Raw genomic sequence first — 26,214 nt, 5'->3', positions numbered from 1 at the left:
GGGGATTCCATGCGCAACCAGGGCATCGGCTCCTGGCCCGCCCGCCGGAACCGGAAGACGCCCCGGCGCACCGCCCTCCTCCACGAGGGCCGCGCGATCGACTACGCCGAACTCCACGACCGCTGCACCCGCCTCGCCCACGTCCTGCGGGACGCCGGCGTCTGCCGCGGCGACCGGGTCGCCTACCTCGGCCCCAACCACCCCGCGTTTCTGGAGACGCTCTTCGCGACCGGGCTGCTCGGGGCGGTCTTCGTCCCGCTCAACACCCGGCTCGCGGTCCCGGAACTGCTGCACCAGCTCACCGATTCGGGCAGCCGGGTCCTGGTGCACGCCGTTCAGCCGGACGGACGGGTGGCCGACCTGGCGAAGGGAACCGGCGTCACCACCCTCCTCGCCGTGCAGGCGGGGCCCGGGCCGGCGTACGAGGAGTTGCTCGCCGCCGCGGACACGGATCCGCTCGACGAGGAGGTGGGCCACGAGGACGTCTGCCTCATCATGTACACCTCGGGCACCACCGGCCGTTCCAAGGGGGCCGTCCTCACCCACGGCAACATCGTCTGGAACAGCCTCAATGTGCTGGTGGACACCGATCTCGCCGGCGACGAGGTGGCGCTGGTCGCCGCGCCGCTGTTCCACACGGCCGCCCTGAACATGAGCTGTCTGCCCACGCTCCTCAAGGGCGGCACGGTGCTCCTGGAATCCTCCTTCGACGCGGACCGCAGCCTGCGGCTCATCGAACGGCACCGGGTGACCTGCATGTTCGGCGTGCCGACGATGTACGACGCGATGGCCGCCGCGCCGGGATGGGCCGGCGCCGACCTGTCGAGCCTGCGTACCCTGCTGTGCGGTGGTGCCCCGGTGCCGAGCCGCACGGCGCGCGCGTATCTGGACCGGGAGCTGGCCTTCGTCCAGGGGTACGGCATGACGGAGACCGCGCCCGGGGCCCTGGTCCTCGACCGGGCCGACTCGCTCAGCCACGCCGGTTCGGCGGGCGTACCGCACTTCTTCACCGATGTGCGGGTGCTCCGGCCCTCGGGCGAAGAGGCCGCGCCGGGCGAGAAGGGCGAGGTGGTCGTCGCGGGGCCGAACGTCACCCCGGGCTACTGGAACCTGCCGGAGGCGACCGCGGCGGCCTTCCTCGACGGGGGCCGGTTCCGCTCCGGCGACGTGGCCACGGTCGACGCCGACGGCTATGTGCGGCTCGTCGACCGTCTGAAGGACATGATCATCTCGGGCGGAGAGAACATCTACCCGGCCGAGGTCGAGGACGCCCTGCTCGGGCATCCGGACGTCGCCGAGGCCGCCGTCATCGGCGTCCCCGACCCCAAGTGGGGCGAGGTGGGGCGGGCTGTCGTCGTGCCGCACCCCGGAGCCGCCCTCACCGCCGAGGAGCTGATCGCGCATCTGGAGGGCCGGCTCGCCCGCTACAAGATCCCGCGGAGCGTCGTCCTCGTCCCCGAACTCCCCCGCAACGCCGCAGGAAAGCTGCTCAAGCAACCGATCCGGGCGCGCTACGGCACCGGCGCCTGATCGCCCCGCATCACCTCACCGTCAGCACATCACCCTGAATCACCGCACAGGAGTACTGCCATGCCTCTCACCGTTCACGGAATCGACGAGATCAGGAACCAGGCCGGAGCCGACCTCGGCCACAGCGCCTGGGTCGATATCGCGCAAGCACGGGTCGACACCTTCGCCGACGCCACCGACGACCACCAGTGGATCCACGTCGACCCGGAGCGTGCCGCCGCGGGTCCGTTCGGCGGCACCATCGCCCACGGCTATCTGACGCTCTCCCTGCTCATCCCGATGTGGAGCGAGCTGCTCCAGGTCGAGGGCGTGTCCATGGCCGTCAACTACGGTCTCAACAAGGTGCGTTTCCCCTCCCCCGTACGCGTCGGCTCGAAGATCCGCACACATGGCCGCGTGGTGTCCGTCGAGGACGTCAGGGGCGGCGTCGAGGTCGTCGTGGACCTCACCGTGGAGATCGACGGCACCGACAAGCCGGCGTGCGTCGCCCAGGCGGTGTACCGCTTCTACGCCTGACCTACCGGAACGGCAAGGGGGCGGCTGTGTGAAGCAGCCGCTCCCTCAAGCATTCTGATGTGGCGTCAGTAGTTTCCGCGGAAACCGGCATGGTTGTCCGCGGGGGACGCCGAGGCAGCCTCCGGGGCGGCCAGGTACCGCAGGTGCGGAAGGCGCAGCGCGCGGTCGAATTCCGACTCGCGAGGCTCCGGGGCGGTGCCCGAGGCACCGGCCCCTGCACGGTGACGACGTCCGAAGGGCTCGGCGAGGCCGTGACAGCCGCGGCCCGGCGTGGCTACGGGTGGGTGGCGCAGGAGCCGGAGGAGGTGCTGCGCTCGCTCGCGGCGCCGGTCACGGACGGCGACGGGCAGGTGGTCGCAGCGGTCAACGTGGCCCTGCACGCGGGCCGGACCACCCCGGAGGAGAGCCTGGCCATCCTGCTGCCACACCCTCTGGGAGGCCGCCGCCCGGATCAGCGCCGGCCTCGCCGCCGTGGGCCGCTTCTCCCCCGTGGGGCCGACCGGGCTTCCCGGCCCCGGCCGCCGCTCAGTCCCCGTCCGCCGCCGGGCGGAGCGCCGCCACCGCGCCGAGCATCAACTCCAGGGCGAAGGGGTATCCGCTGACGCGCATGTCGGCGGCGAGGAGCGGGAAGGTCGCGGCGATGTTCGGGTGGCTGTCGGCCGACAGCCTGCCGTACACCGCGTGCCAGACCTCCGCGTCCGCGTCCTGGGCCGCCCTCGGAAGAGCGAGCGCGGCGGCGTCCTGGGCGGCGAAGGCGAGCGCCTGATCGACGAAGGCATGGTAGATCCGCACCGCGAGGGCGTCCGGGAAGCCTCCGGAACGCAGGATGCCGAGGATCGTCTCAACGGCCCGGGTCTCATGGGGACGCCCTGTCGTACGGTGCGCCGCGAGGAGGGCGGCCTGCGGGTTGGACCGGTAGGAGGCGTGGATGCGCAGCCCGATCGCGCGGAGGTCGGCCCGCCAGTCGCCGGTGACCGCCCAGCCCTCCTGGGCACGGCCGATGAGCTCGTCGGCGAGGGCGAGCAGCAGCGCGTCGGTGTTGCGGAAGTAGCGGTAGAGGGCGCTGGGATCCGCGCCGAGTGCGGCGCCCAGTCTCCGTACCGAGAGCGCTTCGGCGCCGTGCTGCGCGACCAGACGCAGCGCGGTCTCGATGATCAGCCGTTCCGAGAGGACGGCACCGTGCTTGGTCGGCCTGCGGCGCTGCCGCCTGCCTTCGGGAACCACGCGTTCAGCCATGCCCGGACGTTACGTCAACACCATTGACGTGTAAATGGCCGTCCCGCTTCCATGACACCCACCGACCGTCACCTCACGCTCTGGAGCACCCCATGACCACGGCCGACCTGGTCTTCACCCGCGGCCCCGTTCTCACCATGGATCCGGCCCGCACCCGGGCCACCTCGCTGGCCGTCGTCGGCGAACGGATCGCGGCCGTCGGCCACGACGAGGTGCGCGCACTCGTCGGCCCCCGCACCGAGGTCGTCGACCTCACCGGGAAACTGCTGCTCCCCGGGTTCCAGGACGCCCACATCCACGCCGTCTACGGCGGGACGGAGCTGGCAGAGTGCGATCTGACCGGCACCGTGGGCGTCGCGGAGTACCTGACCCGGATCCGTTCGTACGCGGACGCCCGCCCGGATCACGTGTGGATCACCGGCGGCGGCTGGTCGATGGAGAGCTTCGACGGCGGGCTGCCCACCCGGCAGTTGCTCGACTCCGTCGTCCCGGACCGCCCGGTCCTGCTGTCGAACAGGGACCACCACGGCGCCTGGGCCAACACGTGTGCGCTCGAACTCGCCGGGATCACCGCGGCCACCCCCGATCCCGCCGACGGTCGGATCGAACGGGAACCGGACGGCACCCCCAGCGGCATGCTCCAGGAGGGCGCCACGGCGCTGGTCGCCCGGCTGGTGCCGGCGAGCACCCCCGCGGACCGACTGGCCGGCCTCCTCCGGGCCCAGGAGCTGCTGCACTCCCTCGGCATCACCGGCTGGCAGGACGCGCTGCTCGGTGTGTTCGGCGGCAAACCCGATCCGTCGGACGCCTACGTGACCGCCGCCCGCGACGGCTCGCTCACCGCCCGGGTGACCGGCGCGCTCTGGTGGGACCGGGAGCGGGGGGCCGAGCAGATCGACGAACTGGTGGCACTGCGCGAGAAGTTGAGCCACGGGCGGTTCCGGACGGGCTCGGTGAAGATCATGCAGGACGGCATCGCGGAGAACTTCACCGCCGCCATGACCGCCCCCTACCTCGACGGCTGCGGCTGCGCCACCACCAACAGCGGACTGAGCTTCGTCGACCCCGAGGCGCTGCGCGGATACGTCACGCGCCTCGACGCCCTCGACTTCCAGGTCCACTTCCACGCCCTCGGCGATCGCGCCGTCCGCGAGGCCCTCGACGCCGTCGAGGCCGCGGTGGCCGCCAACGGCCACCGCGGCAACCGCCACCACCTCGCCCACCTCCAGGTCGTCCACCCCGACGATCTCCCCCGCTTCGCCCGCCTCGGCGCCATCGCCAACATCCAGCCACTCTGGGCCGCCCACGAGCCCCAGATGGACGAGCTGACGGTTCCCTTCCTCGGTCCCGAACGCGCCGCCTGGCAGTACCCGTTCGGCGATCTGCTGCGGGCCGGGGCCACCCTGGCCGCCGGCAGCGACTGGCCCGTCAGCAGCCCGGACCCCCTCGAAGGCATCCACGTCGCCGTCAACCGCAAGGACCCCGAGGCCACCGACGACCGGGTCTTCCTGCCTGAACAACGCCTCGACCTCTCCACCGCCCTGGCCGCCTACACGGCCGGCTCCGCCCATGTGAACGGCCTCGACGACGCGGGCAGTCTGCGCCCGGGCCGGCTCGCCGACCTGGTGGTGCTGGACCGGGACATCCTCACATCGCCTCCGGAGGAGATCGCCGAGGCCAGGGTGGAGCGGACCTATGTCGGCGGCAGACTCGTGCACTCCGTCTGAGCCCGCCGCCGCGGGGCTCAGGCAGGGCCCGTCCGCGACGAGGACGCCCGCACTTCGAGCCGGGTCGGCACGAGCACCCCGGCCGACTCCCGCAGGCCGTGCTCCAGGACGGCCACCAGGAGTTCGATGCCGGCCTCCGCGACCTCCCGCGGCCGCAGGCTCAACGTCGTCACGGCCGGCTCGGTGTGCTCAGCCGTCACGTCCTCGCTCGCACAGACGAGGAGCAGATCGCGGGGCACCTCGTAGCCATGGCGGCGTGCTGCCTCCAGGACGAGGGGCGGGCTCGCCTCGGCCACGACGAACAGCGCGTCGGGCCGCTCGCGGCCCTCCTCCGCGTCACCCGCCGGGGCCTCCGCCAAAGCGGTCTCGACAGCGCGTACGACCGGTCCGTTGCCGGCGGCCTCGGCGCGTACGACCCGCTCCGGCAGACCGTGCGCGGTACACCACTCGCGATAGGCGGCGAGCACCCCCGTATGGAACCGGGTGGTGCTGTCGGGCAGGACGAGCACGGGCCGCCGGGCACCCTGCTTCCCGAGGTGGTCCAGGGTCTCGCGCACCGCCGCGCCGGCATCGACGTCCACCCAGTGCGCCCCTGGCCGCCCTTCGACGGAGCGGTCGCTGAACACCGGGATCCTGGCGGCGAGCACATCGTCGACGATCCGGTCGTCGGCGACGGGGTCGGCCACGACCACCGCGTCGAGCGGCAGGTCGGCCCACTCGCTCTGCAGGGAGCCCGCGGGCAGCAGCACCACTGCGTAGCCGCGCTCCAGCGCGGTCGCCGCAGTGGCACCGGTCAGCTTGGCGAAGTAGGGAGACTCCAGGAAGGTCCAGGGGGCGTCGACGAACTCCCCCACCACGTATCCGATCAACCGGGCTCGCCCCGCGCGCAGTTGGCGCGCGGTGGCGTTGGGCCGGTAGCCCATTCCGCGCGCGGTCTCGCGGGCCTTCTCCCGTACGGCGGGAGAGAGCCGTCCGGTGCCGTTGAGCGCCGCCGAGACGGTCGTCTTGGACAGGCCCGCCTCGCGGGCCACGTCGACGAGCCGGACGCGCGGGGTGGGCGGCGAGGGCTGCCCGCCGTGCCGTGAAGCTTCAGTCATGGGGTCGATGCTGCCACCCTCGCGACCTCGGCAAAACCGTTCCCGCAGAGCCTTGTGCGGGAACGTTCCCGCATCAATACTCGCTCCATCCCCCGCACCCGTCACTACACCCGCAAAGGGGTGGGTCTGCATGCGCACGCCCAGAACCATCGCGCTTCTCGCCTGTACCGTCGCACTCGCGGCCGCCGCCACCGCCTGCTCCGGCGCCACCGCCCCCCGGACCGCAGGCGGCGGCGCCGGCTACCGGACCACTCCGACCTCGCCGCCCGCGCAGGGCCCACTGGACTCCTTCACCTGGTCCCTGTACGCCGAGCCCTACACACTCGACTACTCCCTCGCGTACGACTACCCGCCGAACACCGTGCTCGCCAACGTGTGCGAGCAGCTCCTGCGGGTCACACCCGACCTGCGGATCGAGCCCGGTCTCGCCCTCAAGTACACCCGGCCCGACCCGCGCACGCTGGTCTACACCCTGCGTTCCGGGGTGAAGTTCCACGACGGGACGACCATGACAGCGGACGACGTGGTCGCCTCCCTCGAGCGCCACACGAACCCGGCCGTCGGCTCGCCCTGGGGCTCCGTCTTCAAGAACGTCGACGCCATCGAGAAGACCGGCCCGCTGGAGGTGACGATCCGCCTCAGCAAGCCCGACATCCTGCTCAACGAGCTGATGGCCGCCTCCCCCGGCACCATCGAGAGCGCCGCCTTCCTCGCCAAGGCCGGAAAGGATTACGGCACCCCCAAGGGCAAGGTCAACTGCACCGGCCCGTACGCCCTCGACAGCTGGGACCAGGGCGACAGCATCACGCTCAGGAAGAACGCGGCCTACTGGGACCGGTCGCTCGCCGCCAAGTCCGCGTCCGTGAAGTTCACCTTCATCGAGGACGCGGCGGCCCGTGCCAACGCCTTCCTGTCCGGCACGGCCGACGGCGGCTACATGGTGCCCTCCGCCTCGCTCGCACAACTGCGCACCGGCGGCAAGGGAACGGTCCTCTTCGGCCCCAACACCGCCGCGGCGAACCTCGCCGTCCTCGACTTCCACGGCCCGCTCGGCGACCTCAAGGTCCGCAAGGCCCTCTCGATGGCCCTCGACCGGAAGAACATCGTCAAGGCCGCGGCAGGCGGCGTCGGCGTCCCCGCCAAGGCCCCCGCCGCGCGCGGCGCCTGGGCACTGGCCCCGCAGAAGACCGCCGCGCTCTACGACACCCTTCCCGAGCCGGTGTACGACGTCGCGGCGGCCAAGAAGCTCGTCCAGGAGGCCGGTGCGACCGGCCGCAGGATCACCTTGGTCACCAGCTCCCTGGCGCCCGAGATCAGCGTCGTCGCCAACGCGGTCCAGGCCGCCGGGCGACAGATCGGCCTCGACGTCCAGCTCAAGGCCGTCGCCCCGGAGGCGTACAGCAGCATCTTCGTCGACCCGAACGCGCGCGCCGGCCTCGACCTGGTCATCACCAACGGATACGACAACACGCCCGACCCGCTGGAGTTCTACCAGTACCTGCGCACCGGCGACTTCGGCAACTACGGCAAGTGGTCGAACGCCGAGTACGACGCCGCCTTCGACCGGGCCAACGCGGAGCCCGACCCCGACGCGCGCGCGGAGCGGACCGCAGACCTCCAGCGGATCGCGCTGCGTGAACTGCCGATCATCCCCGTGTACGAGGCGCCCTACTCGGTCTTCCTCGGCAGGCGGGCGACCGGGGCGCCGACCGGGATCGCCCAGCTGTACTACCCGTGGGCCGCGACGATCGGGGCCGCGAAGCGATGACCCGCTACCTCGTCGGACGGCTCCTCGGCCTGGTGACAGTGCTGTTCGTGACCTCGCTCGTGGTCTTCGGCACCATCCACCTGGCCCCCGGCGACCCTGTGTCGTTCCTGCTCCACGGCCGCCCCGCGACCCCCGAGGCCGTGGCGGCCCTGCGCACCCAGTACCACCTGGACGACCCGCTGCCCGTGCAGTACGCGAAGTGGCTCGGCGGTGTCCTGCACGGCGACTTCGGCCGCTCCGCCCAGTTCCACCAGGACGTCGCCGATCTCATCGGCTCGCGGCTGCCCGGCACCGCCCTGCTCGTCGGCTACGCGGCTCTTCTCGTCGCCCTCCTCGGTGTGGCGGCCGGCATCCTCGCCGCGCTGCGCCCCGGCCCGCTGGACCGCGCGGTGCTCCTCGGCACCGGTGTGGCCACGGCGACACCCTCCTTCGTCACGGCCATCGCACTCGTGTCGCTCTTCTCCGTGCAACTGGGTTGGTTCCCGGGGCCGGGCGGCACCCCCTCGGGCTTCTCGGACCGCCTGTACCACCTGACGCTGCCGGCCTTCGCCCTGGCGCTGACCTTCGCGGGTCTGCTCGCCCGGGTGACCCGCTCGGCGATGCTCGACGAACTCGGCCGCGAACACGTCGAGGTGGCACGCGCCCGCGGTGTCGCACGGCGAACCGTGGTCCGCCGGCACGTGCTGCGCAACGGGCTCGGCCCGGTCGTCACCGTCGGCGGCACAATGCTCGCCGGACTCCTCATGAGCACCTCGATCGTCGAGACCGCCTTCGACGTGCCCGGCCTCGGCTCCCTGCTCGTGCAGTCGGTGACCGCCAAGGACTTCGCCGTCGTCCAGGCGATCACGCTGCTCAGCGTGGCGGCCTTCGTCCTCGTGAACCTCGCCGTCGACCTCCTCGCCCCCCTCATCGACCCCCGGCTGTCCCTCCACGGGGAAGGCTCCTCATGACCATCACCACACCCTCCGCGAACGGCGCGACCGCCGTACTGCGCCGCCGGCCCGGCCTGCGCGGCCTGCGCGTCCTCGGCCGGAGCCCGCTGTTCACCGCCTCGGTCGCGGTGCTCGCCACGCTCGTCCTGGTCGCCGTCCTCGCCCCGGTCCTCGCCCCGTACGACCCCGAGGCCGTCGACCTCTCGGTCAGCCTGGCCGGCACGACCGGCGAGCACCTGCTCGGCACCGACCAGTCGGGGCGGGACATCCTGTCCCGGCTGCTCCACGGTGCCCGGACCGGCCTGCTCGGGCCGCTGCTCGTCATCGGGGTCTCCACCCTCCTCGGCACCCTGCTCGGCGTGGTGGCGGCATGGCGAGGCGGCTGGGCGGACACGGTCCTGTCCCGCTCGATGGACATGGTCTTCGCGATCCCCGGACTCCTGCTCGCGATCCTGCTCGTGGCCGTCGTCGGCCCCGGCATGACCGCGCCCGTGATCGCCATGGCGGTGGCCTACACCCCGTACGTGGGGCGCCTGGTGCGCGGGATCGCGCGCCAGGAGAAGGCCCGCCCGTACATCGAGTCCTACCGGGTGCAGGGCTGGTCGGGCTGGACCGTCTGCCTGCGTCATCTGCTGCCGAACATCGCGCCTACGGTCTTCGCCCAGTCCGCGATGAACTTCGGGTACGCGCTGATGGACCTGGCGGCCCTGTCCTTCCTCGGCTTCGGTGTGCAGCCGCCGACCGCCGACTGGGGCGCCATGATCAACGAAGGCCAGTCGGCCATCCAGCAGGGGGCGATGCTGCCGGCCCTCGCGCCCTCCGCGTGCATCGTGCTCGCCGTGGTGGCGTTCGGCATCGTCGGCGAGGGACTCGCCGACCGGATCGCGAGGCGGGAGCAGTGAGCGACATGACCGAGAAGAACACGGCGGTGCACGGCACCGCGACCACCGATGGCCCGCCGGTCCTGGACATCGACGGGCTCGGGGTCCGCCTGGCGGACGGTCAGGCGGCCCGGCCGATCCTGGACGGGGTCAGCCTCCGGGTGCTGCCCGGGGAGACGGTGGGTCTCGTCGGCGAGTCCGGCTCCGGCAAGTCGGTGGCCTGCCGCAGCGTCCTCGGACTGCTGCCCGTCGGCGCGCGCGCCGACGGACAGGTCCGGGTCGCCGGCCGGGACGTGCTCACCATGAACCGGACGGAACTGGCCGCGCTGCGGGCCCGGCAGGTCGCGATGGTCTTCCAGGACCCGCGAGCCTCCGTCAACCCCCTGCGCCGCGTCGGCGACTTCCTCACCGAGGGACTACGCGCAGTGGGAACTCCGGCCGCGGCGGCCACCGCCCGGGCCGAGGAACTCCTCGACGCGGTCGGCATCCGCGATCCGCGCGGCGCGCTCCGCCGCCATCCGCACCAGTTCTCCGGCGGCATGCTCCAGCGAGTGGTCATCGCCGCGGCTCTCGCAGCCGAACCCGCCCTGCTGGTCGCCGACGAGCCGACCACCGCTCTGGACGTCACGACCCAGGCGGAGATCATCGCGATCCTCACCCGGCTGCGGGCCGAGCGCGGCACGGGCCTGCTCTTCGTCACACACGACCTCGAACTGGCCTCCGCCATCTGCGACCGCGTGTACGTGATGTACGCGGGCCGGATCGTCGAGACCCGCGGCACGGACGAGCTGTTCGACCGGCCCCGTCACCCGTACACGGCGGGGCTGCTCGCCTGCACCCCGCGCATCGGACCGGACGCGCCTGCGCCCCGGCCGATCCCGGGCCGCCCCGTCTCCCTCGCCGAGACGCCCCCCGGGTGCGCCTTCGCCGCACGCTGCGCCCACGCGCTGCCGCGCTGCTCCGAGGAGACACCCACCCTTGCGCGCTACGGCGACGGTCTCGCCGCATGCCACCGCGCCGACGAAGGGATCACGCTGTGACCGCCACGATGAAGGGACTCGTGGTCGAGGGGCTGTGCAAGCGGTACGGGAACCACACGGCCGTCGACGGCGTGTCGTTCACCCTGGGACCGGGAGCCTCCCTCGCCCTCGTCGGGGAGTCCGGGAGCGGCAAGACCACGACGGTCCGCATGCTCGTAGGCCTGGAGCGTCCGGACGCCGGCACCGTCCACCTGGACGGCCGGGACCGTTCGGCGCGGGCCCGGAACCGGACCGAACGGCTGGCCCGGGCCCGGGAGATCCAGATGGTCTTCCAGGATCCGTACCTGTCGCTGGACCCGCGGGTGGCGGTGGCCGACTGCGTGGACGAGGTACTCCGGCTCCACACCGAGTTGGACGCCGCCGCCCGGAGGTCCCGGGTCGCCGAGCTCCTGGAGCAGGTCGGCCTCGGCGCGCGTGAGGCCACGGCGCTGCCGCGACGCCTCTCCGGTGGGCAGCGCCAGCGCGTGGCCATCGCACGTGCCCTCGCGGTCGAGCCCCGGGTCCTCGTCCTCGACGAGGCGGTCGCGGCACTCGACGTGTCCATCCAGGCCCAGATCCTCGATCTTCTCACCACAATCCGGCGCGAGGAGGGAATCGGCTACCTCTTCGTCACCCACGACCTCGCCGTGGTCCGGCACATCGCGGACGAGGTACTGGTACTCAAGTCGGGAAGGGTCATGGAGTCCGGCCCTACCGCCCAAGTGCTGGACGCGCCGGAACACCCCTACACGCGTCTGCTCCTCGACTCCGTGCCCCGGCGCGGCTGGGACCCGGGCCGCGCGGTGTCGGGCACCGAGCGCTCGACCGACCGACACTGACACGGAACCTGACCACCGAACTCCCGCCCGGCCGGGTGCCCATCCCGACGCCGGGCAGGATCCGTCGGGCCCTGTGGGGGGCGGTCACTGTTCGGCGAGGAAGCCGGGCGCCGTACGCATGTCGTGGAAGACGAAGGGCGTCGAGCCGCTCCAGTGACACCGTCCAGGCCATCGCCGGGCTTCTCTCGCACCAGGAGAGCATCACCCGAATCGATCAGCGAAAGTGAACACCAACCAGACTCGGGGCCCTTCACGCGCCCACCGCCGGCCGGGCAGGGCTGGTGCTCAGTGCCGCTGGCGGCCGCTTCGGCTCGCTGAGCGGGCGGAGCGCAGGACGCCGACGGCAAGGAGCGCCGCTGCGGTCGCCACCAGCGCACCCGCTGCCGCCCACCAGGGCCAGTTGGCGGCGTCGGCGGAGCCCGCGGACGCCACCGATCGTGCGGGCGAGGACGGTGTCTGCGCCGTGGGCGGGGACGCTTTGGCGGTTGGCGAGGAGGAGGGCCGGGCCGAGGCGGCCGTTGCCGTGTCCGTGCTGGTGAAGGTGTAGCGGCCTTGGAGTGGCGCCTCGAGCATGGTCGTCGGCAGGCTCGCGCCGGCGGGGCGGCACTGGGCCAGGCCCCGGGCGGCGCCGGCCGCGACGACGGGCGCGTTGCGGGCCACCCGTGCGATGACCCGCCAGGCCTGCTGCCAGGAGTCGGTGGCGCCGTCGGTGCGGACGTGGCCGACGACGGCGCCCAGCAGGGCGTGGAGTTGGTCCGTCCGGGTGGGCAGTGGGGCGTCGGGGTCGGCCAGCAGGGTCGCGGGGTCGGGCAGGTCGAGGTTGATCAGCCAGGACAGCAGCTCGAAGGCGGCGGCCTCGCCGACGGTGCCGAAGAGCAGCTGGGCGCGGACCATCTCGTCGGCGCCGGCTCCTTCGCATGCCGCGAGCACCACGGCGGCCATCTCCCAGGTCCGGGGGCTGGGCCAGGCCCGGCCGGCGAGTTCGGGAGTGCCGGGCACGACGAGCAGCAGTTCGGGGCGGATCCGCAGGAAGAATCCGATCAGGGTCCGGGAGCGGGCGATCTCGGCGGCGGTCGGGGGCTGCTTGTCGGCGAGTTCCGGCACCGGGAAGCCGTGGGTGAATCCGTCGGCGATGGCGGTGGCGTCGACCTGCCAATGCAGGTGGATCAGCCGGTGGGCCGGCGGTGCGGACAGGTCCCACCCGTCCGCGGCCTCCTCCGGCGGGCTGGCGGCGGCGGTGATCCGCACCTCGGGGGCAACGCCGGGTCGCCGACGGTGCGTTCGAGGACGACGCGGAGCATGGCGGTCTGCACGGCGGGCGGTGCGGTGGTGAGTTCGCCGAGGAAGAGCAGGCCGTTGCCGACGGCGGCGAGTCGCTCGGCCCACCGGGGCGGTGCGAACCAGGTGTGCCCGTCCCGCAGGACCGGCAGGCCGGCGAAGTCACTCGGTTCACGCATCGAGCCGACGACGGCTTCCACCGGCAGGTCCAGGGATCGGCGCTGCACGGCGGCCGGCGCAGCCACTCGGGCACGGTGCCCGGACCGTTGCAGGGGACGTACCGGGTGGCCAGCCGGTCGGCACCGCGAGGCTCTGCAGGCTGGTGGGGGTCGGGTCGACCGTGCACACCCCGTACTCCGCGCGCACCTCGGCGCCGTACTTCTCGAACAGCTGCCGCAGCGCGTCGGGCCACTGGTCGACGGACACGCCCGCCCCCGGCGACCCGAGCAGCGACGGGATCTGCGGCCCCCACCGATGCCGTACCAGCGGCGCCTTGGCCAGCTCGGCGGCGAGCGCGCCGACCAGCTCCAGCGGATCGGAGATGACGCCCGCCACCTTGTCCCCGTCCCTGATGGACGTAGATGGCCGGTAGCACCCGATCGCGGCGCTGCCTCCCCCCTCAGTCTCGCAGCACTGGACAGCTGGAGCCCCGCGGGTCGTTCCGCAGGCAGGACCCGCAGCGCCGCAACTCACGTTCGGGGCAGCTGATCGCGCAGACGGCTTGCCGCCTTGGGGCGTACCTCGCTTATGTAGGCTGCGCTTTGACCTTGAAGTGAGTTTGACTCCAAGAGGAGACCCCGTGGCCGAGCAGTCGACGTCTTCCGATGTGTCCCAGCAGCGCGACAGGATCAACACCACGCAGCCGCATACGGCTCGGATCTGGAACTACTGGCTGGGCGGCAAGGATCACTACCCGGTAGACCAAGAGGCCGGTGACCAGATCCGCGAGCTGCACCCGGGCATCGGCGACTACGCCCAGGCGGATCGGCTGTTTCTCGGGCGTGCGGTGCGGTACCTGGTCGCCGAATGCGGGATCCGGCAGTTCCTCGACATAGGTACCGGCCTGCCGACGGCCGACAACACCCACGAGGTCGCCCAACGGCTGGCCCCTGAATCCCGCATCGTCTACGTCGACAACGACCCGCTGGTGCTCGCCCACGCGCGTGCCCTGCTCACCAGCACACCCGAGGGGAAGACCGACTACCTCGACGAGGACCTGCGCAACGTCGACGTCATCTTGGAACACGCGGCGAAGACCCTGGATTTCAGTGAGCCTGTCGCACTCATCCTCCTCGGCGTGGTCATTTTCCTTGAGGACGACGCGGAGGCGTACGGCATCGTCAGCCGCCTGATGGATGCACTGCCGTCCGGGAGCCACCTGGTCCTCTCCCACACCATCACGGATCCGGCGATGCCCGATGTGGACGCGGCAGTGGCGTTCTGGAACGAGCACGGCACCCCTAAGCTCACCCAGCGCACTCCTGGCCAGGTCACTCGGTTCTTCGAAGGCCTGGAGCTCCTCGACCCCGGAGTGGTGTCCTGCAGCCGCTGGCGCCCTGAGACGGGTACCACAGGCATGCCGGACGAGGTAGCGATGTTCAGCGGAGTCGCACGCAAGTCTTGACCTCGCCGGATCGGTTCGGGCTGGTCCGCATGCTGACCGAAACGCGAAAGTGCCTTCCTGAGCTGGGACGGTGAACCTTGTCTGGGGTTTTGATCGTCGCCAGCGGAAGGCACTGCACTTTCTACGTGCAGGTGCGACACGAGGTCGCGTGTGTTGAGTGGGCGCTCTCGGAGAGGGGGGCGGCGATGTCGCCGACGACAGGGTAGCCCCGGGTCCGTGTCCGATGGCCCGTCCCCGCCCGGACGTGCGTCGCTGGTAGCGGCGGGGTGCGAAGCTCCGGGGAGAAGCCCAAGTGCCGCTGTTCCACCCGGTGGCAACAGGCAAGGGGAGGACCGGGCGGGCGCACATCCGTGAACCCTCGATGACGTCTCGCGAAGGAAAGCCCTGCCGGTGGATGCGGCAGCGGGGTGCAGGGCGGGCCGCTGAGCTCTGGCAGCAAGGCCCAGGCCGAAGCAGGGGCATTGACAGCAGCGAGCAGCAGGTCGCCCTCGTAGAAGTAGGTGTCGAGCAGCGGCTCCTCGATCAGCAAGCGCACGGCGAGTGGAAGGACGTAGGGCAGTGCCACCTGCTGTGAAAGGAGAGTGCGCAGATCCGCCGCACTGAGTTCGCCCAGGGGCACACGCCGCAACTCATGCACTATGCGCACCAAGTGGGTCGCGTCAGCGGCAGGAGGCGTCCAGCGAGGTGGGTCCAGCTCGTCGAGCGTGCGGTTGAGGTGCAGCAGACGCATGGCAGCCCTTGGCACTGGATCGTGGCCCAGTACGGCTTGAAACGTGCCGGTCGGGCAGGTGGGCACCGTCAGGGTGACCGTCTCGCACACGATCAACCTGTCTCTTCTGCTGCCAGGCGTCCCTGGTGCCCGCACCCTCACGTCAACGGCGAACTCCATCGTGTACCAGTACCGTCATGTCGCGCGGGAGCTGTTCGCCGCCCGGGACGCTGGCACGGGCGAGCAGCAGATGGTGATCCCAGCCCGTGCGCTGGGGCACGCCTGCTTCCGGGACGGAGGTAGACGCGCCACGGCCTTGGGATCGCCTGCACCGACGTGGAGTTCGCCGACTTCTCCGTCGACCAAACAGGGCGCGAGCACGCCGGCACAGCCTGCCAGGCCGGTCGCGTACGCGAGGGTCCTGTTGGCCGCAGCAAGCAGCGGGGCACTGTCAGTGGTGGGTGGCAGCATCGGGCGCATGACGGACACTACGGCATTCGACTGGCGGTCCTTCCTACTCAGGTGGAGCGGGGAGTGGGCAGATTCCCTGCCGGACGGCGAGACGCGGGGCGAGGACGACGAGACCGCGCGACAGGCGCGATGGCTGGGGTTCCCACCCGCGCCCGAGGAGCGGATCGCGGCCATGGAGGAGCGCCTCGGCCGACGGATGCCCCCGTCGTACCGGGAGTTCCTCAAGGTCAGCGACGGGTGGCGGCACGCGGGCGGGTTCGTGTGGCTGCTGGCGGGGAGCGAGGACGCGCACTGGCACAACGACGAGTCAGGACTCGCGGACGTGTTCGAGGAGTACCTGGACGAGGACGCCGGGCCCGAGGAGCGGCGGGAGGCGGACATCTGGCGGCGCGGACTGCAGCTCGACGTCGAATCCGACATCACCCACGTCCTCATGGATCCCGAGGACGTGGATGAGGACGGTGAGTGGGCCGTGTACACATGGGCGAGCTGGCGGGCCGCGCCACCCGAACGGCACGCGAACTTCCTTGAGTTCATGCGGGAGATGTACCGGGAGTTCCACAGCCTGCGGGCGCACCGGAGTGACGGGGAGCCGGTGTTCGCCAACGACACGACGCTCAAGCTGGACGCCCTGGTGGAGGAGGCCCGGCTGGAGGCGCTGCGCGGCGGCTGGGAACGGGCCGGGAAGGCGCTGGACGAGGCCAAGGAGTACGGCAGACCGCGGGCCGCCGGGCTCGGCGACCAGATACGCCGCCTGCTCGGACAGACCTACATGGTGTACTTCGACGGATTGGTGACGGACCCGCAGTACGCTCCCGAGCTGCTGCCACCGCTGGTCGCCGAGCACGCAGCGCACTCGTACCGGGACGACTCCACGCTGACGTTCCATCTGCGGGGCGCCGACGACGAACTGGTGTCACAGGCTTACGCAACGCTGGATCAGGTGAGGAACGGCACGTACCGGTACACGGCGGCCGGACCGTTCGGGGAGGCGGTCGAGCGGGCGCGGGAGCTGGCGCGGTGGGGAGACTCCGACGGGGCATGGTGGACACTGGTAAATGCTCTGCCCCTGTGGGAGCCGCTGGGACCGGACCACCTGGCGCCGCTGGGGTGGGTGGCCGACCCCGTGCTCGGGCCGCTGCTGACCCCGGAGCGGGGCCGCGAACTGCTGTCCACGCCAAGGGGCGGGCAGGCGGGTGAGGCACCGAGGCCGACGGCCGGGCTCGACCCGAGCGACCTGGCGTGGCTCGCGGAGCCGGACCCGGGTAACAACCGCACGTCCTACCGGTTCGTCCTGGTGGAGGGGGTGGAGCCGGAGGAGTTGCCCCGACGCCTCGCGGACGGGTACGGCACCGTGCTGAACGAACCCATGACCTTCTGGGAGGCGCGCCACAGGTCGCTGGACAGCCAAAGGGAGTTCTCGTCCTACGACGACAGGGCTCTCATGACGGTCGGCCGGGCCGGCACCGGTTGGAGCTTCGCCTTCGACGGCGATGCCGCCCCGTTCGACCAGCGGCGGTTCGTCTCCCCGGCCGCGGCCGCCGGCGAGGGCACCCGTGCGGTGGTGGTGTGGAGCGGCCTGAGGACACGGCACGGGGGGCCGTTCTTCCACCTTTCGGTGGCGCGAGACGGTGCCGAGCAGTACGCATTCACGTACGTGGACGGGGGGATCCGGCAGAGCGGGGAGATACCGCGGGCGCTGGATCCGAGCCGGTTCTTCGGCGCCCTGGAGGACGGGGCCGAGGTGGAACGGTCGCTGCTGGAAGCGGTGGCCGGGGAGTTCGGTGCGTCTCTGCCGCGTCATGCCATCGTGAACGGGCGGCTGCACACATTCACCACCCGTTCATGGACGCGGCCGCCGAGGGACGGCGAGACGTACGCGGTGATCCGCATGCACCGGGCAGCCGCGCGCCCGGCGGACGGCCGGCGGACGGGAGAGGACGGGCCGGGGAGCAGGTAGAGACCGGCCAGGCTGCGCAAATTCTCAATGCGGTGAGAGTCGAGAGCACGTAGACCTGGGATGTCGGAGGACGAACTCCCGGGGATTCGCCGTAGCCCCTTGCGCAACTTCCACGCAGCGGGAGGGCCCCTCAGCGATCGCCGCGGGGGCCCTCAATCATGCCGTGCGAATCATCCGACGGCCGCGTGCTTCCTGGGTCTCCCTGGGCGCCTGACCACACTGCGAACCAAGTGGCCGGCCGTTGCAGTGGACGGAAATCAGTGCGGGCCACTCGCGGCCATCTCCTCGTCCCAGCGGCGCCGCTTGTCGCAGTCCGGGCAGGCTGCGAGCCCGAGAACATCCCGGTCCCCAGGCACCAGATTGCCGCAGCCGGCGGCACAAAGCTGGAGGCGGGTGCCGCATGCGAAGCACAGGGGCAGGTCATCGGCGGCGGGCTGGGCGGTGGTGGGGACGTCCGGGACCACGGCGTCGTCGCCGCACGCGGGGCAGGGGACGTAGAACGTCTCGCCGCTCAGTGCCCACCGCCTGGTGACGTCCCCCCGAACCCGAGAGCGCGCGCTGTCGCCACTGCTCCTAGAAGTCGTCACCGACGAAGACCCGGGCATGGAACGCTGCAGCGGAGGTCGGACTCCCTCAGGTGACACGGCAGAACAGGCAGTGCGGTCGGTGCTGGCCGACCACGAGGGCCTGTTGCCTGCACATGCCGCATTGGACCGTCGCGGAGGCATTCGGTGTCAGAGCAGCTGCGAGCGCCGCCATGCGCGCCTCGACGAGCTCGCTCAGCCCCTGGTAGCGGCCCCGCAGGAATTCCAAGGTGTCGTCGGCCAGGAAGCGGTCGGACCAGCCCAGGTGGGGGCGCGAGTCGTCATGAAGGAAGTCGAGCAGGAAGTGCAGGACCTGGACGGAGAGGCTCTGAATAGCCTCGACGCACTCCTCCATGCCGTAGTGCGTCAGAGCGTTGCGCAGCTCCCCCAGGCGGCGCAGGCTGTCTCGGTCGCTGTCCGCGACGCGCAGCGCCGCGGTCTGGTCCAGGCGATCGAGAGTCTCCTCCATGCCGGTGCTCTCGAAGCAGCCCCGGCGGAACTGCTCGTAGGTGACTCCGCCCTTCGTGTCCTGGCGGTTCTTGGGCCAGCGTCCCTGACAACCAAGGTCCAGTGTCCGGCCTCCAGACGCGATTTGAGGAGTACCTCGGCAGCGCCGTAGAGGTTGGTTACGGCCTGCTTCAGCGCGGCATCGGTGACCTCGCCATCCGCCGGCGGGGTCAGGTGGTCAAAGACGACGCGCAAGGAGTCGAGGCCGTTGGCCAACGGACGCATCACCAGCCGTCGGGGGCGGAATTGGGGGCGTTCACCTGGACTCCCATTCGGCAGTCGACCTCCGAAAAGGCCCACGGACGACAGGGGCGGCCGGTGTGGGAACGGCGGACCGGCCGGCGTCAGGGTGGCGGAGCCGACCGGCCCCTGCAGCTGCAGCAGGTGTGAACACCATGGGGCCTCCGTCATCTTCGGGCTGTGGTGCCCGCCCGGTGTCGCGAGCGGTATCTGTCCTGGCCGTGGGCGAGTTCGTTCGGTCGGATATCGGGGCGCTCTGAACCCGTCGTGTTGCCGTCCCCCTGTGGCCCGTGCCGTACCGCCCAATCCGCCATGGAACGCGCCAGTGCAGAACGCTCGCCAAGCGATTTCCGCTGAACGGCGGTGACAGGCGGATCACAGGGGTACCGTGGCCGAACCCGAGTCCGACCTGGCCGTTTCGGCCGCACGAGGTGACGAACGATGAACGATTACGCACTGTCCGCACCGCATCCCGCGAACGCGCACCCCGCCCGCGTCTACAACGTCTGGCTGGGCGGCAAGGATCATTATCCGGTCGATCAGGAGGCAGCCGAACTCGCTGCCCGGGCGAACCCGACGATCGTGCCGTCGGTCCGGGCCAACCGGGCCTTCCTCGGGCGCGCCGTACGTCACCTCGCGGCAGCCGGGGTCCGCCAGTTCCTCGACATCGGTACGGGGATTCCCGCCGCAGAGAACACCCACGAGGTGGCGCAGCGGGCCACTCCCGAGTCGCGTGTCGTCTACGTCGACAACGATCCGATCGTCCTTTCCCACGCGCGGGCGCTGCTGGTCAGTGGCCCCGAGGGGCAGACCGACTATGTGCAGGCCGATGCACGGGACGTGGACACGATTCTCGACGCAGCCTCCCGCACCCTGGATCTGGACCAGCCGGTCGGCCTCATGCTGGTGGCGATCCTGCAGTACATCAAGGACTCGGAGGACCCGTGGGACGTCACCCGCCGGCTGCTTGACCGCCTTGCCCCGGGCAGCCACCTCGTCCTGTCCCATCCGGCCGTCGACGTCACCGCCCCCGAGGTCGCCGAATCCATGCGGATCTACAACGAGCGCGCCGCCAGCCACGCCTCCGCCACCCCCCGCACCCACGAAGAGGTGCAACGATTCTGCGATGGCCTGGAGATCCTGGAACCGGGCGTTGTCACCCTGACCCGCTGGCGCCCCGGACCGTCCGACACTCCGGACGACACCCTGCCCATGTGGTGCGCCGTCGCCCGCAAGGCTTGACCAGCGACTTCCCCGCCCTGCGCCTCAGTTCGCGACACACGAATGCGCGCAGGGGTTCGGTTCAACTGGTGGACAGACTCAGTGGCGTTCGGCTTCATCGGCAGGCCAACTCTGCAGCACAGCGCACGGGCCCCTCTGGTCACGCTCTCGTCCCGGCAACAGGCCGGCGACCTCGGACCGAAGCCGTACCGGTCTCCACCGGCCCTTCAACCGATGGCGTCCCCGGCGTCCACTGGGCGGTGGCAAGGTCGCCAGGCAGTTGAGGGGTGCACCGCAGCGCGCGTATCTCGGTGGAACGCGCGCAGCACCGAACTCCTCGGTCTGACCGTGCTGGGGCCCGCCATCAGAACCAGGCCCGCAGCCTCTTCGAGTAGGCGATCGAACGTACGGACCCATCAGCTACCGCGGCGCCGAGCTTTTCCGCCGCCGCCTGGCCGCCCTGAGGTGATATCTCTCGGCGGAGAGCCACCCCCGATGCGAGGCGCCCGCCTCGCATCGACGAACTCCACGTCGTCAGTACCGCTGTTGCCCGGAGCGTCCCCCAGCGCCGGGACGCGCATGGTCCCTGGCCGGTGCAGTGCCGCCCCGTCCCGCTACGGTGCGCGCCGGCCAGGGCCTCACTTCCTTCGACTCCCGCCGGCGACCCTGACCGAGGATTCCTCACCCTGACGGCCCCAATACCTCGCTATCGGCGAGTTTGATCACGTCTTTGGGCTTGGGTTCCCGGCGACGGGCGCGGTGAGCCCCTGCGGTTGGCCTCCCGCGTTCGTCTACGCATCGACCTGGCATATTCGCTCTGGCCGGTTCCGTGTGGCTACTGTTTCGCCGCGAAGCCCATGTGGTCCCGAGGAGGGGCCCGACCCGCGACCGGCACTTTGCCGCCCGAGGACGAGCACGGAGCCCGACTGTGGCCATGCGAGCACTCTGGTGGCTTTCTGTTGCCGGGCTGCGGGCGCAGCAGCGACCGTGTGCCGGCCGAAGACGGCGCAGTGTCTGTCGCGTTGACGGTGGTTGAGGGGTGTCGACGGCAAATCCAGAGCTTGCGGGCGACTCCGAACCGCGTCATCGGGGCGGTGGAGAAGTCTTGTGCGGCCTGACTCAGCACCTCATCCTCATCTCAGCCCGTGGCCGCACGATGCGCCGGCCCGTGTCCTCGCTCATTTATGACTGCGCTTGATGTGTTCGGTCAGGTCGCCGACCGCGCTGCCGAGTTTCTGCACGGGGTCGGCGAGGGCAGCCAGGGCAGACTTGATGTCGACTGTTGCGGCCGTGTAGTTGTCCATGCCGGTTGCATGGTCCAGCCGTGCCCACACGGCGGCTTCGGCTACGAGCGCGTTGCGCTGGGGACTGGCGACCGGGTGCTGGGATGCCTGGGTCAGCAGATCGCGGGCCTTCTGGCCGGGGGCGCTGTCGGTCATGGACCGTATCTTTCCAGCGCCCCGCTGCTACGGGCGGATTCGGTGGGCGGATTCCATTCGGGTCCTGTCTCTTTGCCGTTCAGCCTGGTCTGGATGCTGGTCGCGCAGGCCGCTAAGGTCGCTGCAACCCCTGGGTTCCCGACCCGGAGGGCGGAGCCGCGTTTGACTGCGTTCGTCGTGCAGACGATGCGCCGAATCTCGGTGTCGAAGCGGAGGAACAGCGTGAACTCTTCCCACGTGTTCTCCCGGAGCCGCACGATCGCCGGACGCCTTTTCCCCAGGCATCGGCGAACTCGGTGAATCGCTCGAGCGCGGCGTCTTCGGTCGCGGCGGCGTAGACAAGCTTGAGAACCTTCGCGATCTTGTCCCAGTCCTGACGGGCGGCACAGTGGAAGGAGTTCCGCAGCAGGTGAACCACGCAGGTCTGGACCGTGGTGCGGGGCCAGACGGTCTCGACGGCGTCGGGCAGGCCCTTCAGGCCGTCGCAGGCGAGCATGAGGATGTCGTTGACGCCGCGGTTGCTTGATCTCGGTGAGGATGTGCATCCGGTGCTTGGCACCCTCGCCGCCGTCGCCGGCCCACAGGCCCAGGATGTCCCGCCGGCCCTCAGTGGTGACGGCCAGGGCCACGTAGATCGGCCTGTTCGCAACCGCGCCGTCGCGGATCTCCACGTCGATCGCTGCCGAGACGACGAGCTGGGGACTCGAGGCGGTAGTGAGCACGCAGAAAGTGCCTTCCTGCTGGAACGACAGAGGCCTTCGGCAAGCCCTATCGCCCCAGTTCAGAAGGCGCTTTTCGCTACCGCCCGAGATCCGGACGCCGCTCGATCAAGCGAAGAGGCCAGGCCAGCCGCCGGGGGCACGGCGGTCCCCCGGTAGGCGTCGTGGTGGCCGCATCAGGAACCGCTGAGCTGGTCTCCTTCGTGGTTGCGCGCAGAGCCTGACCGTGTCGCGTCTGTCGCCGTGACCGTTGTGAACGGCAGCACGAGCCGGGAGGGGTGCGCGGCGTCGCGGTAGATCTTGTGGGTGACGGGGCGGCCCACCGGCAGGTGGAAGGCATCCGGTGGCAGCAGCGCGTTGTGCGCGTCGACCAGCGGCTCGTTGTTCGACAACTCCACCACCAGCCGGTGACCGGGCTTGAATGTGGCTGCGAACGGGTAGAGCCGCAGCACGTACTCCTCTGTCTTCCCGGGCTCCACCGGCACCGCGTGGGTGTGCGGGTGGTAGGGGTCGCCCTCGGTGGTGCGCTTCTCGTCGAGCTCGCGGTGGGAGGCCTTGAGGTATCCGCTGGTGATCAGCTGCCGGCCGCCGCCGGGAGCCTCGTCCCACATGCGCAGGATGAAGTTGGTGTCGTCCTGGTCGATCTCCGCGAACAGGTGCGCCGCACCGGTGCCGATCAGCTCCGTGGGCTCCAGATACGGCTCGGTGCTCCACTTCAGCACCTCCACCTTGTCGGTGACGGTGAGCGGTGCCTGGTAGAAGCCGTCGGGGGCGGCGTATTCGGCGCCCATGGACTCGGGTTCGAAGGAGAGCTTGTGCCGCGGGCGCAGGTAGAGCGGCTTGTGCTCGATCTCCTTCGGCGGCCACTGCTCCGCGGTGACCACCTCGCGCGAGCCCTCCACGAAGACGCTCACGGCCGGTTCGTCCATGATGCCGTTGTCGATGCCCTTGAGCCAGTACTCGTACCAGCGGAACATCTTGTCGTGTTCTTCGATCCAGGGTCGCGACTGCATCGGCGGGTAGGAGCCGATGTCCAGCTTCTTGGGCCCCTTCAGGACGTTGAACAGCTCGATGTGGCCATCCAGGGTCCAGCCACGCCCCTGGTCGATCTGCAGGAAGACCGGAATGTCGATGTTCTCGGCCAGATTGATCGGGTTGCGCTCCTCGTACCAGTCGCCGTCGAGGTGGTTCATCACGATGTCGAACCAGAACTCGCGGTTCTTCGGGTACTTGAGCACGTGCACGAGGTTCGGCCAGGCTGCCACGTCCGGATCCTTCAGCCGCTCCTCGACAAGCTTCTTCAGCTCCTCGGGGCGGTGGACCTCCTGCATGCGGGACTTGACATGGGTGTGCGCGATGCCGGAGTCGCCGCCGCGTCCCTCGCGGGCAGCGCGCGGCATGAACCACATGATGCCGCCGTGGTAGGTGGTCTCGTAGAAGTCGTAGTGGCCGCCGCTGACGAAGATCGCCTTGAGGTGCGGTGGCCGCTCGGCGGCGGCGAGCACCTGCATGGAGCCGAAGTAGGAGATGCCGATCAAGCCGACGTTGCCGTCGCACCACGGCTGCGCGGCGACCCACTCGATGAGGTCGTACAGGTCCTGCCCCTGGGGAACGCCGCCGAAGTTGTAGTTGCCGATCATGACGCCGCCGGAATCACCGGTTCCGCGCATGTCGCCGATGACGTGGACATAGTCTTCCTTGACGACGCGCGCGATGTCACCGGCCTCGATGCAGCCGTCCCACATCGGGCTGGGCCGGCGCTGCGGTGGCGTGGTGAGGGCGAGGGCCTGCAGCTCCTTGCCGTAGGCGCTCATCGCGATCAGAGCCGGCCGCGGCTTGTCGTCCTGGCCGTGGTAGGCGTCCACGGCGAGTTCGATGCCGTCCCGCATCGGTACCCGGAGGTCCTTGCGGACGGCGATCGCCAGCTCGCCCGCGCGGATCGTCTGGAAGTCAGTCATGGGTGCGAAGCTCCTCTGGGGGTCTGGGGGTCATCCCCCGGGACAGTGCGGTACGAGTTCTGGTCGAGGTGCGTGCGGTAGCCGTGCATCGATGTGAAGAACGGCGATGGCTCGAGCGCGGGGTCGCCGGTGTAGCCGAGCTCCTCGGCAACGCGGGCGAACGGGGAGTACGGCGAATCCGTCTCCTGCAGGCCGGCTTGCAGGCAGCCGCAGGCGGCCTCGGTGACACGGCCCTCGATCGCGAGGCTGTGGGCGATGGCCTCCTGAGCCTGCGCGGCGTCGAGCTCGACGCCGTACGGCGTGCCGTCGGCGCGGCGGTACGGGTGTCCCAGGTACAGGTGCTGCGGACGGATCTCGTCACGCACGTACTCCAGGCTGGTGCGGTAGGCGACCGGGTCCGTGTAGCCGGGGAAGCCGTTGGCGGCCCCGTGGACCTGCACGGCGTCGCCGACGAACACCGAACGCCGGCCGTCGACGACGTAGGCGACCGATCCGGGCGTGTGGCCCGGGATCGAGTGCACCGAGACGGTGACGTCGCCGCCGAGGGAGATGGTCTCGCCGCCCTTGACGAGCATGGAGGGCTCCATCTCGCCTGAGATGACGGCATGTGCCGCGGCCGTCACCTTCGCCTCGCCCCCGGGGTCGCCCAGGTACTGGCCCCGTCCCGCGAGGTACTCCTCCACGTGGGCCCGCCGCGAGCGGAGCATCGGCGCGTCGGCCTCGTGGATCACCACCTGCGCCTGCCGGCCGGTGAGCTCCCACAGGGCGTACGCCCCGCCGAGGTGGTCGATGTGACCGTGGGTCAGCAGGATCCAGCGCACGTCCTCGATGCGGCGCCCGATCGCCTCGAGCGTGGGAACCATCCCTTCGGCAGGCGAGGAGGCGATCCCGGTGTCGACGATGGCCGGCTCGGGTGCGTCGATGAAGAAGCTGTAGAGACCGAATCGACCCCACGGCGAGACCAGGGGATGGACGTTGACTGCGTGCGCCATGGCTCTCTTTCTGAACTCGTACGCGGGGTAGGTCGGCCGGGTCAGCGCCGGCTGAGAAAGTCGCGCGTCTGAGCGAAGACCCTGTGGAACTCGGGGATCCAGGAGAAGTGCTGGACAAATCCATGGCCCGCGCCCTCGTACCGGCTCACCGTCGCCGCCATGCCGGCCTCCCGCAGCCGCCGGCCGTAGAGCTCGCCCTCGTCGCGCAGCGGGTCGTACTCCGCGGTGACGATGAGGGCCGGCGGCAGCCCGGTGAGGTCCGCCCGCCTGATCGGCGAGACGAGCGGGTCCGCAGGATCGGCGCCGCTGTCGATGTAGAAGGCGTTGAAGGGCTTCAGCCCCGCCGTCTCCATGCCGTAGCCCACGGCGTTCTCCCGCAGCGAGACATAGCGGTCGACGTCGAAGTGCAGGTCGAGCGAGGGGTAGTAGAGGACCTGGTGCGTGATCTGGTGAAAGCCGTCGTCATGAGCCTTGGCCGCGACCGCGGCGACGAAGTTGCCGCCGGAGCTGTCGCCGGCGATGGCGAGGGTCGCGCCGTCCCATGCCTGGCTCTCGCCCTCCTCGGCGGCCCAGCGCACGACCGCGTAGCAGTCGTCGAGACCGGCCGGAAAGGCGGCCTCGGGCGCCAGGCGGTAGCCGACGGATATGACCTTGAACCCGGTCTCCTTTGCCAGCGAGCGCGCGACATGGTCGTGCGTCTCCAGACTGCCGAGGAAGAACGCGCCGCCGTGGAAGTAGACCAGCACGCCGTAGCTGTCGGCCTCGACCGGCGTGTAGATCCGCACCGGTACCTCGCCCGACGCCGTCTGCGCTGTCACGTCGTCGACCGCGTGGAGCGGCAGGCGCTCCTCGGGGGGAGCGACGTGCGCCTCGTCTGCGACGCGCATGGAGACCGGGTGGAGCGGACCCTCGGGCGGGGTCGGCAGGCCGGCGATGAACTTGGCGATCTCAGGATGCAGTGGCATGG

Annotated in this window: 24 protein-coding genes and 2 pseudogenes; 12 read left to right on the top strand and 14 right to left on the bottom strand. The window is 70.6% G+C overall.

The features are described from left to right. Positions 1-9 precede the first annotated feature (9 nt). The 3 genes from ACFVV1_RS22535 to ACFVV1_RS22525 all read left to right on the top strand — a co-directional run bounded on the left by ACFVV1_RS22535 (position 10) and on the right by ACFVV1_RS22525 (position 2,648). Complete coding sequence (locus tag ACFVV1_RS22535; RefSeq protein WP_389991908.1) at positions 10-1,530, top strand: long-chain fatty acid--CoA ligase; 1,521 nt, start codon at positions 10-12, stop codon at positions 1,528-1,530. 60 nt (positions 1,531-1,590) lie between these two features. Then, positions 1,591-2,046: a MaoC family dehydratase gene (locus tag ACFVV1_RS22530; protein WP_389991906.1), complete on the top strand. Its 456-nt coding sequence runs from the start codon at positions 1,591-1,593 to the stop codon at positions 2,044-2,046. A gap of 89 nt (positions 2,047-2,135) precedes the next feature. Further along, positions 2,136-2,648 (top strand): IclR family transcriptional regulator C-terminal domain-containing protein, encoded by a 513-nt coding sequence (locus tag ACFVV1_RS22525; RefSeq protein WP_389991903.1) that lies wholly within the window; start codon positions 2,136-2,138, stop codon positions 2,646-2,648. On the opposite strand, the gene ACFVV1_RS22520 is transcribed toward ACFVV1_RS22525, so the two are convergent. Continuing rightward, the gene (locus tag ACFVV1_RS22520) at positions 2,572-3,282 is read right to left on the bottom strand and encodes a helix-turn-helix domain-containing protein (protein WP_389991900.1); all 711 of its coding nucleotides are present in this window, start codon (positions 3,280-3,282) and stop codon (positions 2,572-2,574) included. The genes ACFVV1_RS22525 and ACFVV1_RS22520 overlap by 77 nt on opposite strands. Positions 3,283-3,374: 92 nt before the next feature. Here ACFVV1_RS22520 and ACFVV1_RS22515 point away from each other — a divergent pair, with 92 nt between their 5' ends. Further along, positions 3,375-5,009, top strand: coding sequence for an amidohydrolase (locus tag ACFVV1_RS22515; protein ID WP_389991898.1), 1,635 nt, complete (start codon positions 3,375-3,377; stop codon positions 5,007-5,009). A gap of 17 nt (positions 5,010-5,026) precedes the next feature. On the opposite strand, the gene ACFVV1_RS22510 is transcribed toward ACFVV1_RS22515, so the two are convergent. After that, complete coding sequence (locus ACFVV1_RS22510) at positions 5,027-6,106, bottom strand: LacI family DNA-binding transcriptional regulator (RefSeq protein ID WP_389991895.1); 1,080 nt, start codon at positions 6,104-6,106, stop codon at positions 5,027-5,029. Between the two features lie 130 nt (positions 6,107-6,236). Between ACFVV1_RS22510 and ACFVV1_RS22505 the strand changes: the two genes are divergently transcribed. From ACFVV1_RS22505 to ACFVV1_RS22485, 5 genes are read left to right on the top strand one after another with little or no spacing between them, the layout of a single operon-like run. Next, the gene (locus ACFVV1_RS22505; RefSeq protein ID WP_389991893.1) at positions 6,237-7,874 is read left to right on the top strand and encodes an ABC transporter substrate-binding protein; all 1,638 of its coding nucleotides are present in this window, start codon (positions 6,237-6,239) and stop codon (positions 7,872-7,874) included. After that, positions 7,871-8,824, top strand: coding sequence for an ABC transporter permease (locus ACFVV1_RS22500; protein WP_385135791.1), 954 nt, complete (start codon positions 7,871-7,873; stop codon positions 8,822-8,824). Before ACFVV1_RS22505 ends, ACFVV1_RS22500 begins: the two co-directional genes overlap by 4 nt. Beyond that, complete coding sequence (locus ACFVV1_RS22495) at positions 8,821-9,708, top strand: ABC transporter permease (protein WP_389991890.1); 888 nt, start codon at positions 8,821-8,823, stop codon at positions 9,706-9,708. The genes ACFVV1_RS22500 and ACFVV1_RS22495 overlap by 4 nt, the downstream gene beginning before the upstream one ends. A 5-nt stretch (positions 9,709-9,713) precedes the next feature. Then, the gene (locus ACFVV1_RS22490) at positions 9,714-10,727 is read left to right on the top strand and encodes an ABC transporter ATP-binding protein (protein WP_389991888.1); all 1,014 of its coding nucleotides are present in this window, start codon (positions 9,714-9,716) and stop codon (positions 10,725-10,727) included. Beyond that, complete coding sequence (locus ACFVV1_RS22485; RefSeq protein WP_389991885.1) at positions 10,694-11,545, top strand: ABC transporter ATP-binding protein; 852 nt, start codon at positions 10,694-10,696, stop codon at positions 11,543-11,545. Before ACFVV1_RS22490 ends, ACFVV1_RS22485 begins: the two co-directional genes overlap by 34 nt. A 285-nt stretch (positions 11,546-11,830) precedes the next feature. Here the strand turns inward: ACFVV1_RS22485 and ACFVV1_RS22480 are convergent, their stop codons facing one another. From ACFVV1_RS22480 to ACFVV1_RS22470, 3 genes are read right to left on the bottom strand one after another with little or no spacing between them, the layout of a single operon-like run. Further along, the gene (locus ACFVV1_RS22480; protein WP_389991883.1) at positions 11,831-12,793 is read right to left on the bottom strand and encodes a hypothetical protein; all 963 of its coding nucleotides are present in this window, start codon (positions 12,791-12,793) and stop codon (positions 11,831-11,833) included. Continuing rightward, positions 12,712-13,002: a hypothetical protein gene (locus ACFVV1_RS22475; RefSeq protein WP_389991880.1), complete on the bottom strand. Its 291-nt coding sequence runs from the start codon at positions 13,000-13,002 to the stop codon at positions 12,712-12,714. Before ACFVV1_RS22475 ends, ACFVV1_RS22480 begins: the two co-directional genes overlap by 82 nt. Further along, the gene (locus tag ACFVV1_RS22470; RefSeq protein WP_389991878.1) at positions 12,995-13,378 is read right to left on the bottom strand and encodes a hypothetical protein; all 384 of its coding nucleotides are present in this window, start codon (positions 13,376-13,378) and stop codon (positions 12,995-12,997) included. The genes ACFVV1_RS22475 and ACFVV1_RS22470 overlap by 8 nt, the downstream gene beginning before the upstream one ends. A gap of 244 nt (positions 13,379-13,622) precedes the next feature. Here ACFVV1_RS22470 and ACFVV1_RS22465 point away from each other — a divergent pair, with 244 nt between their 5' ends. Beyond that, positions 13,623-14,447, top strand: a complete 825-nt coding sequence (locus ACFVV1_RS22465; protein WP_389991875.1) for an SAM-dependent methyltransferase — start codon at positions 13,623-13,625, stop codon at positions 14,445-14,447. A 121-nt stretch (positions 14,448-14,568) separates the two neighbouring features. On the opposite strand, the gene ACFVV1_RS22460 is transcribed toward ACFVV1_RS22465, so the two are convergent. Continuing rightward, positions 14,569-15,177, bottom strand: a complete 609-nt coding sequence (locus ACFVV1_RS22460; protein ID WP_389991873.1) for a contact-dependent growth inhibition system immunity protein — start codon at positions 15,175-15,177, stop codon at positions 14,569-14,571. A 457-nt stretch (positions 15,178-15,634) separates the two neighbouring features. Between ACFVV1_RS22460 and ACFVV1_RS22455 the strand changes: the two genes are divergently transcribed. After that, complete coding sequence (locus ACFVV1_RS22455; protein WP_389991871.1) at positions 15,635-17,587, top strand: SMI1/KNR4 family protein; 1,953 nt, start codon at positions 15,635-15,637, stop codon at positions 17,585-17,587. 257 nt (positions 17,588-17,844) lie between these two features. Here the strand turns inward: ACFVV1_RS22455 and ACFVV1_RS22450 are convergent, their stop codons facing one another. Both ACFVV1_RS22450 and ACFVV1_RS22445 read right to left on the bottom strand, forming a co-directional pair. Further along, positions 17,845-18,174, bottom strand: a complete 330-nt coding sequence (locus ACFVV1_RS22450) for a hypothetical protein (RefSeq protein ID WP_389991868.1) — start codon at positions 18,172-18,174, stop codon at positions 17,845-17,847. A 46-nt stretch (positions 18,175-18,220) separates the two neighbouring features. Then, positions 18,221-18,640, bottom strand: a complete 420-nt coding sequence (locus tag ACFVV1_RS22445; RefSeq protein ID WP_389991865.1) for a hypothetical protein — start codon at positions 18,638-18,640, stop codon at positions 18,221-18,223. Positions 18,641-19,359: 719 nt separating this feature from the next. Here ACFVV1_RS22445 and ACFVV1_RS22440 point away from each other — a divergent pair. Continuing rightward, the gene (locus tag ACFVV1_RS22440; RefSeq protein ID WP_389991863.1) at positions 19,360-20,160 is read left to right on the top strand and encodes an SAM-dependent methyltransferase; all 801 of its coding nucleotides are present in this window, start codon (positions 19,360-19,362) and stop codon (positions 20,158-20,160) included. A 1,157-nt stretch (positions 20,161-21,317) separates the two neighbouring features. Here ACFVV1_RS22440 and ACFVV1_RS22435 read toward each other — a convergent pair. From ACFVV1_RS22435 to ACFVV1_RS22410, 6 genes and pseudogenes are all read right to left on the bottom strand, one after another. Further along, a complete protein-coding gene (locus ACFVV1_RS22435; protein ID WP_389991860.1) occupies positions 21,318-21,578 on the bottom strand; it encodes a hypothetical protein in 261 nt (86 codons plus the stop codon). Continuing rightward, positions 21,575-22,074, bottom strand: a pseudogene (locus tag ACFVV1_RS22430) (transposase). The gene ACFVV1_RS22435 and the pseudogene ACFVV1_RS22430 overlap by 4 nt, the downstream one beginning before the upstream one ends. Before the next feature lie 37 nt (positions 22,075-22,111). Next, positions 22,112-22,300, bottom strand: a pseudogene (locus tag ACFVV1_RS22425) (transposase); the annotation flags it as partial. 173 nt (positions 22,301-22,473) lie between these two features. Further along, positions 22,474-24,255, bottom strand: a complete 1,782-nt coding sequence (locus tag ACFVV1_RS22420; protein ID WP_389991858.1) for a CocE/NonD family hydrolase — start codon at positions 24,253-24,255, stop codon at positions 22,474-22,476. Beyond that, positions 24,252-25,247, bottom strand: coding sequence for an MBL fold metallo-hydrolase (locus ACFVV1_RS22415; protein ID WP_389991855.1), 996 nt, complete (start codon positions 25,245-25,247; stop codon positions 24,252-24,254). Before ACFVV1_RS22415 ends, ACFVV1_RS22420 begins: the two co-directional genes overlap by 4 nt. Before the next feature lie 41 nt (positions 25,248-25,288). Then, on the bottom strand, positions 25,289-26,212 hold the full coding sequence (locus ACFVV1_RS22410; RefSeq protein WP_389991853.1) for an alpha/beta hydrolase: 924 nt from the start codon (positions 26,210-26,212) through the stop codon (positions 25,289-25,291). Between the last annotated feature and the right edge of the window lie 2 nt (positions 26,213-26,214).

The sequence above is a fragment of the Streptomyces sp. NPDC058092 genome (assembly GCF_042884935.1).
Lineage (GTDB): Bacteria > Actinomycetota > Actinomycetes > Streptomycetales > Streptomycetaceae > Streptomyces.
The sequence above is the reverse complement of the archived record's forward strand: the minus strand, read 5'-3'. Positions and strand labels throughout refer to the sequence as shown.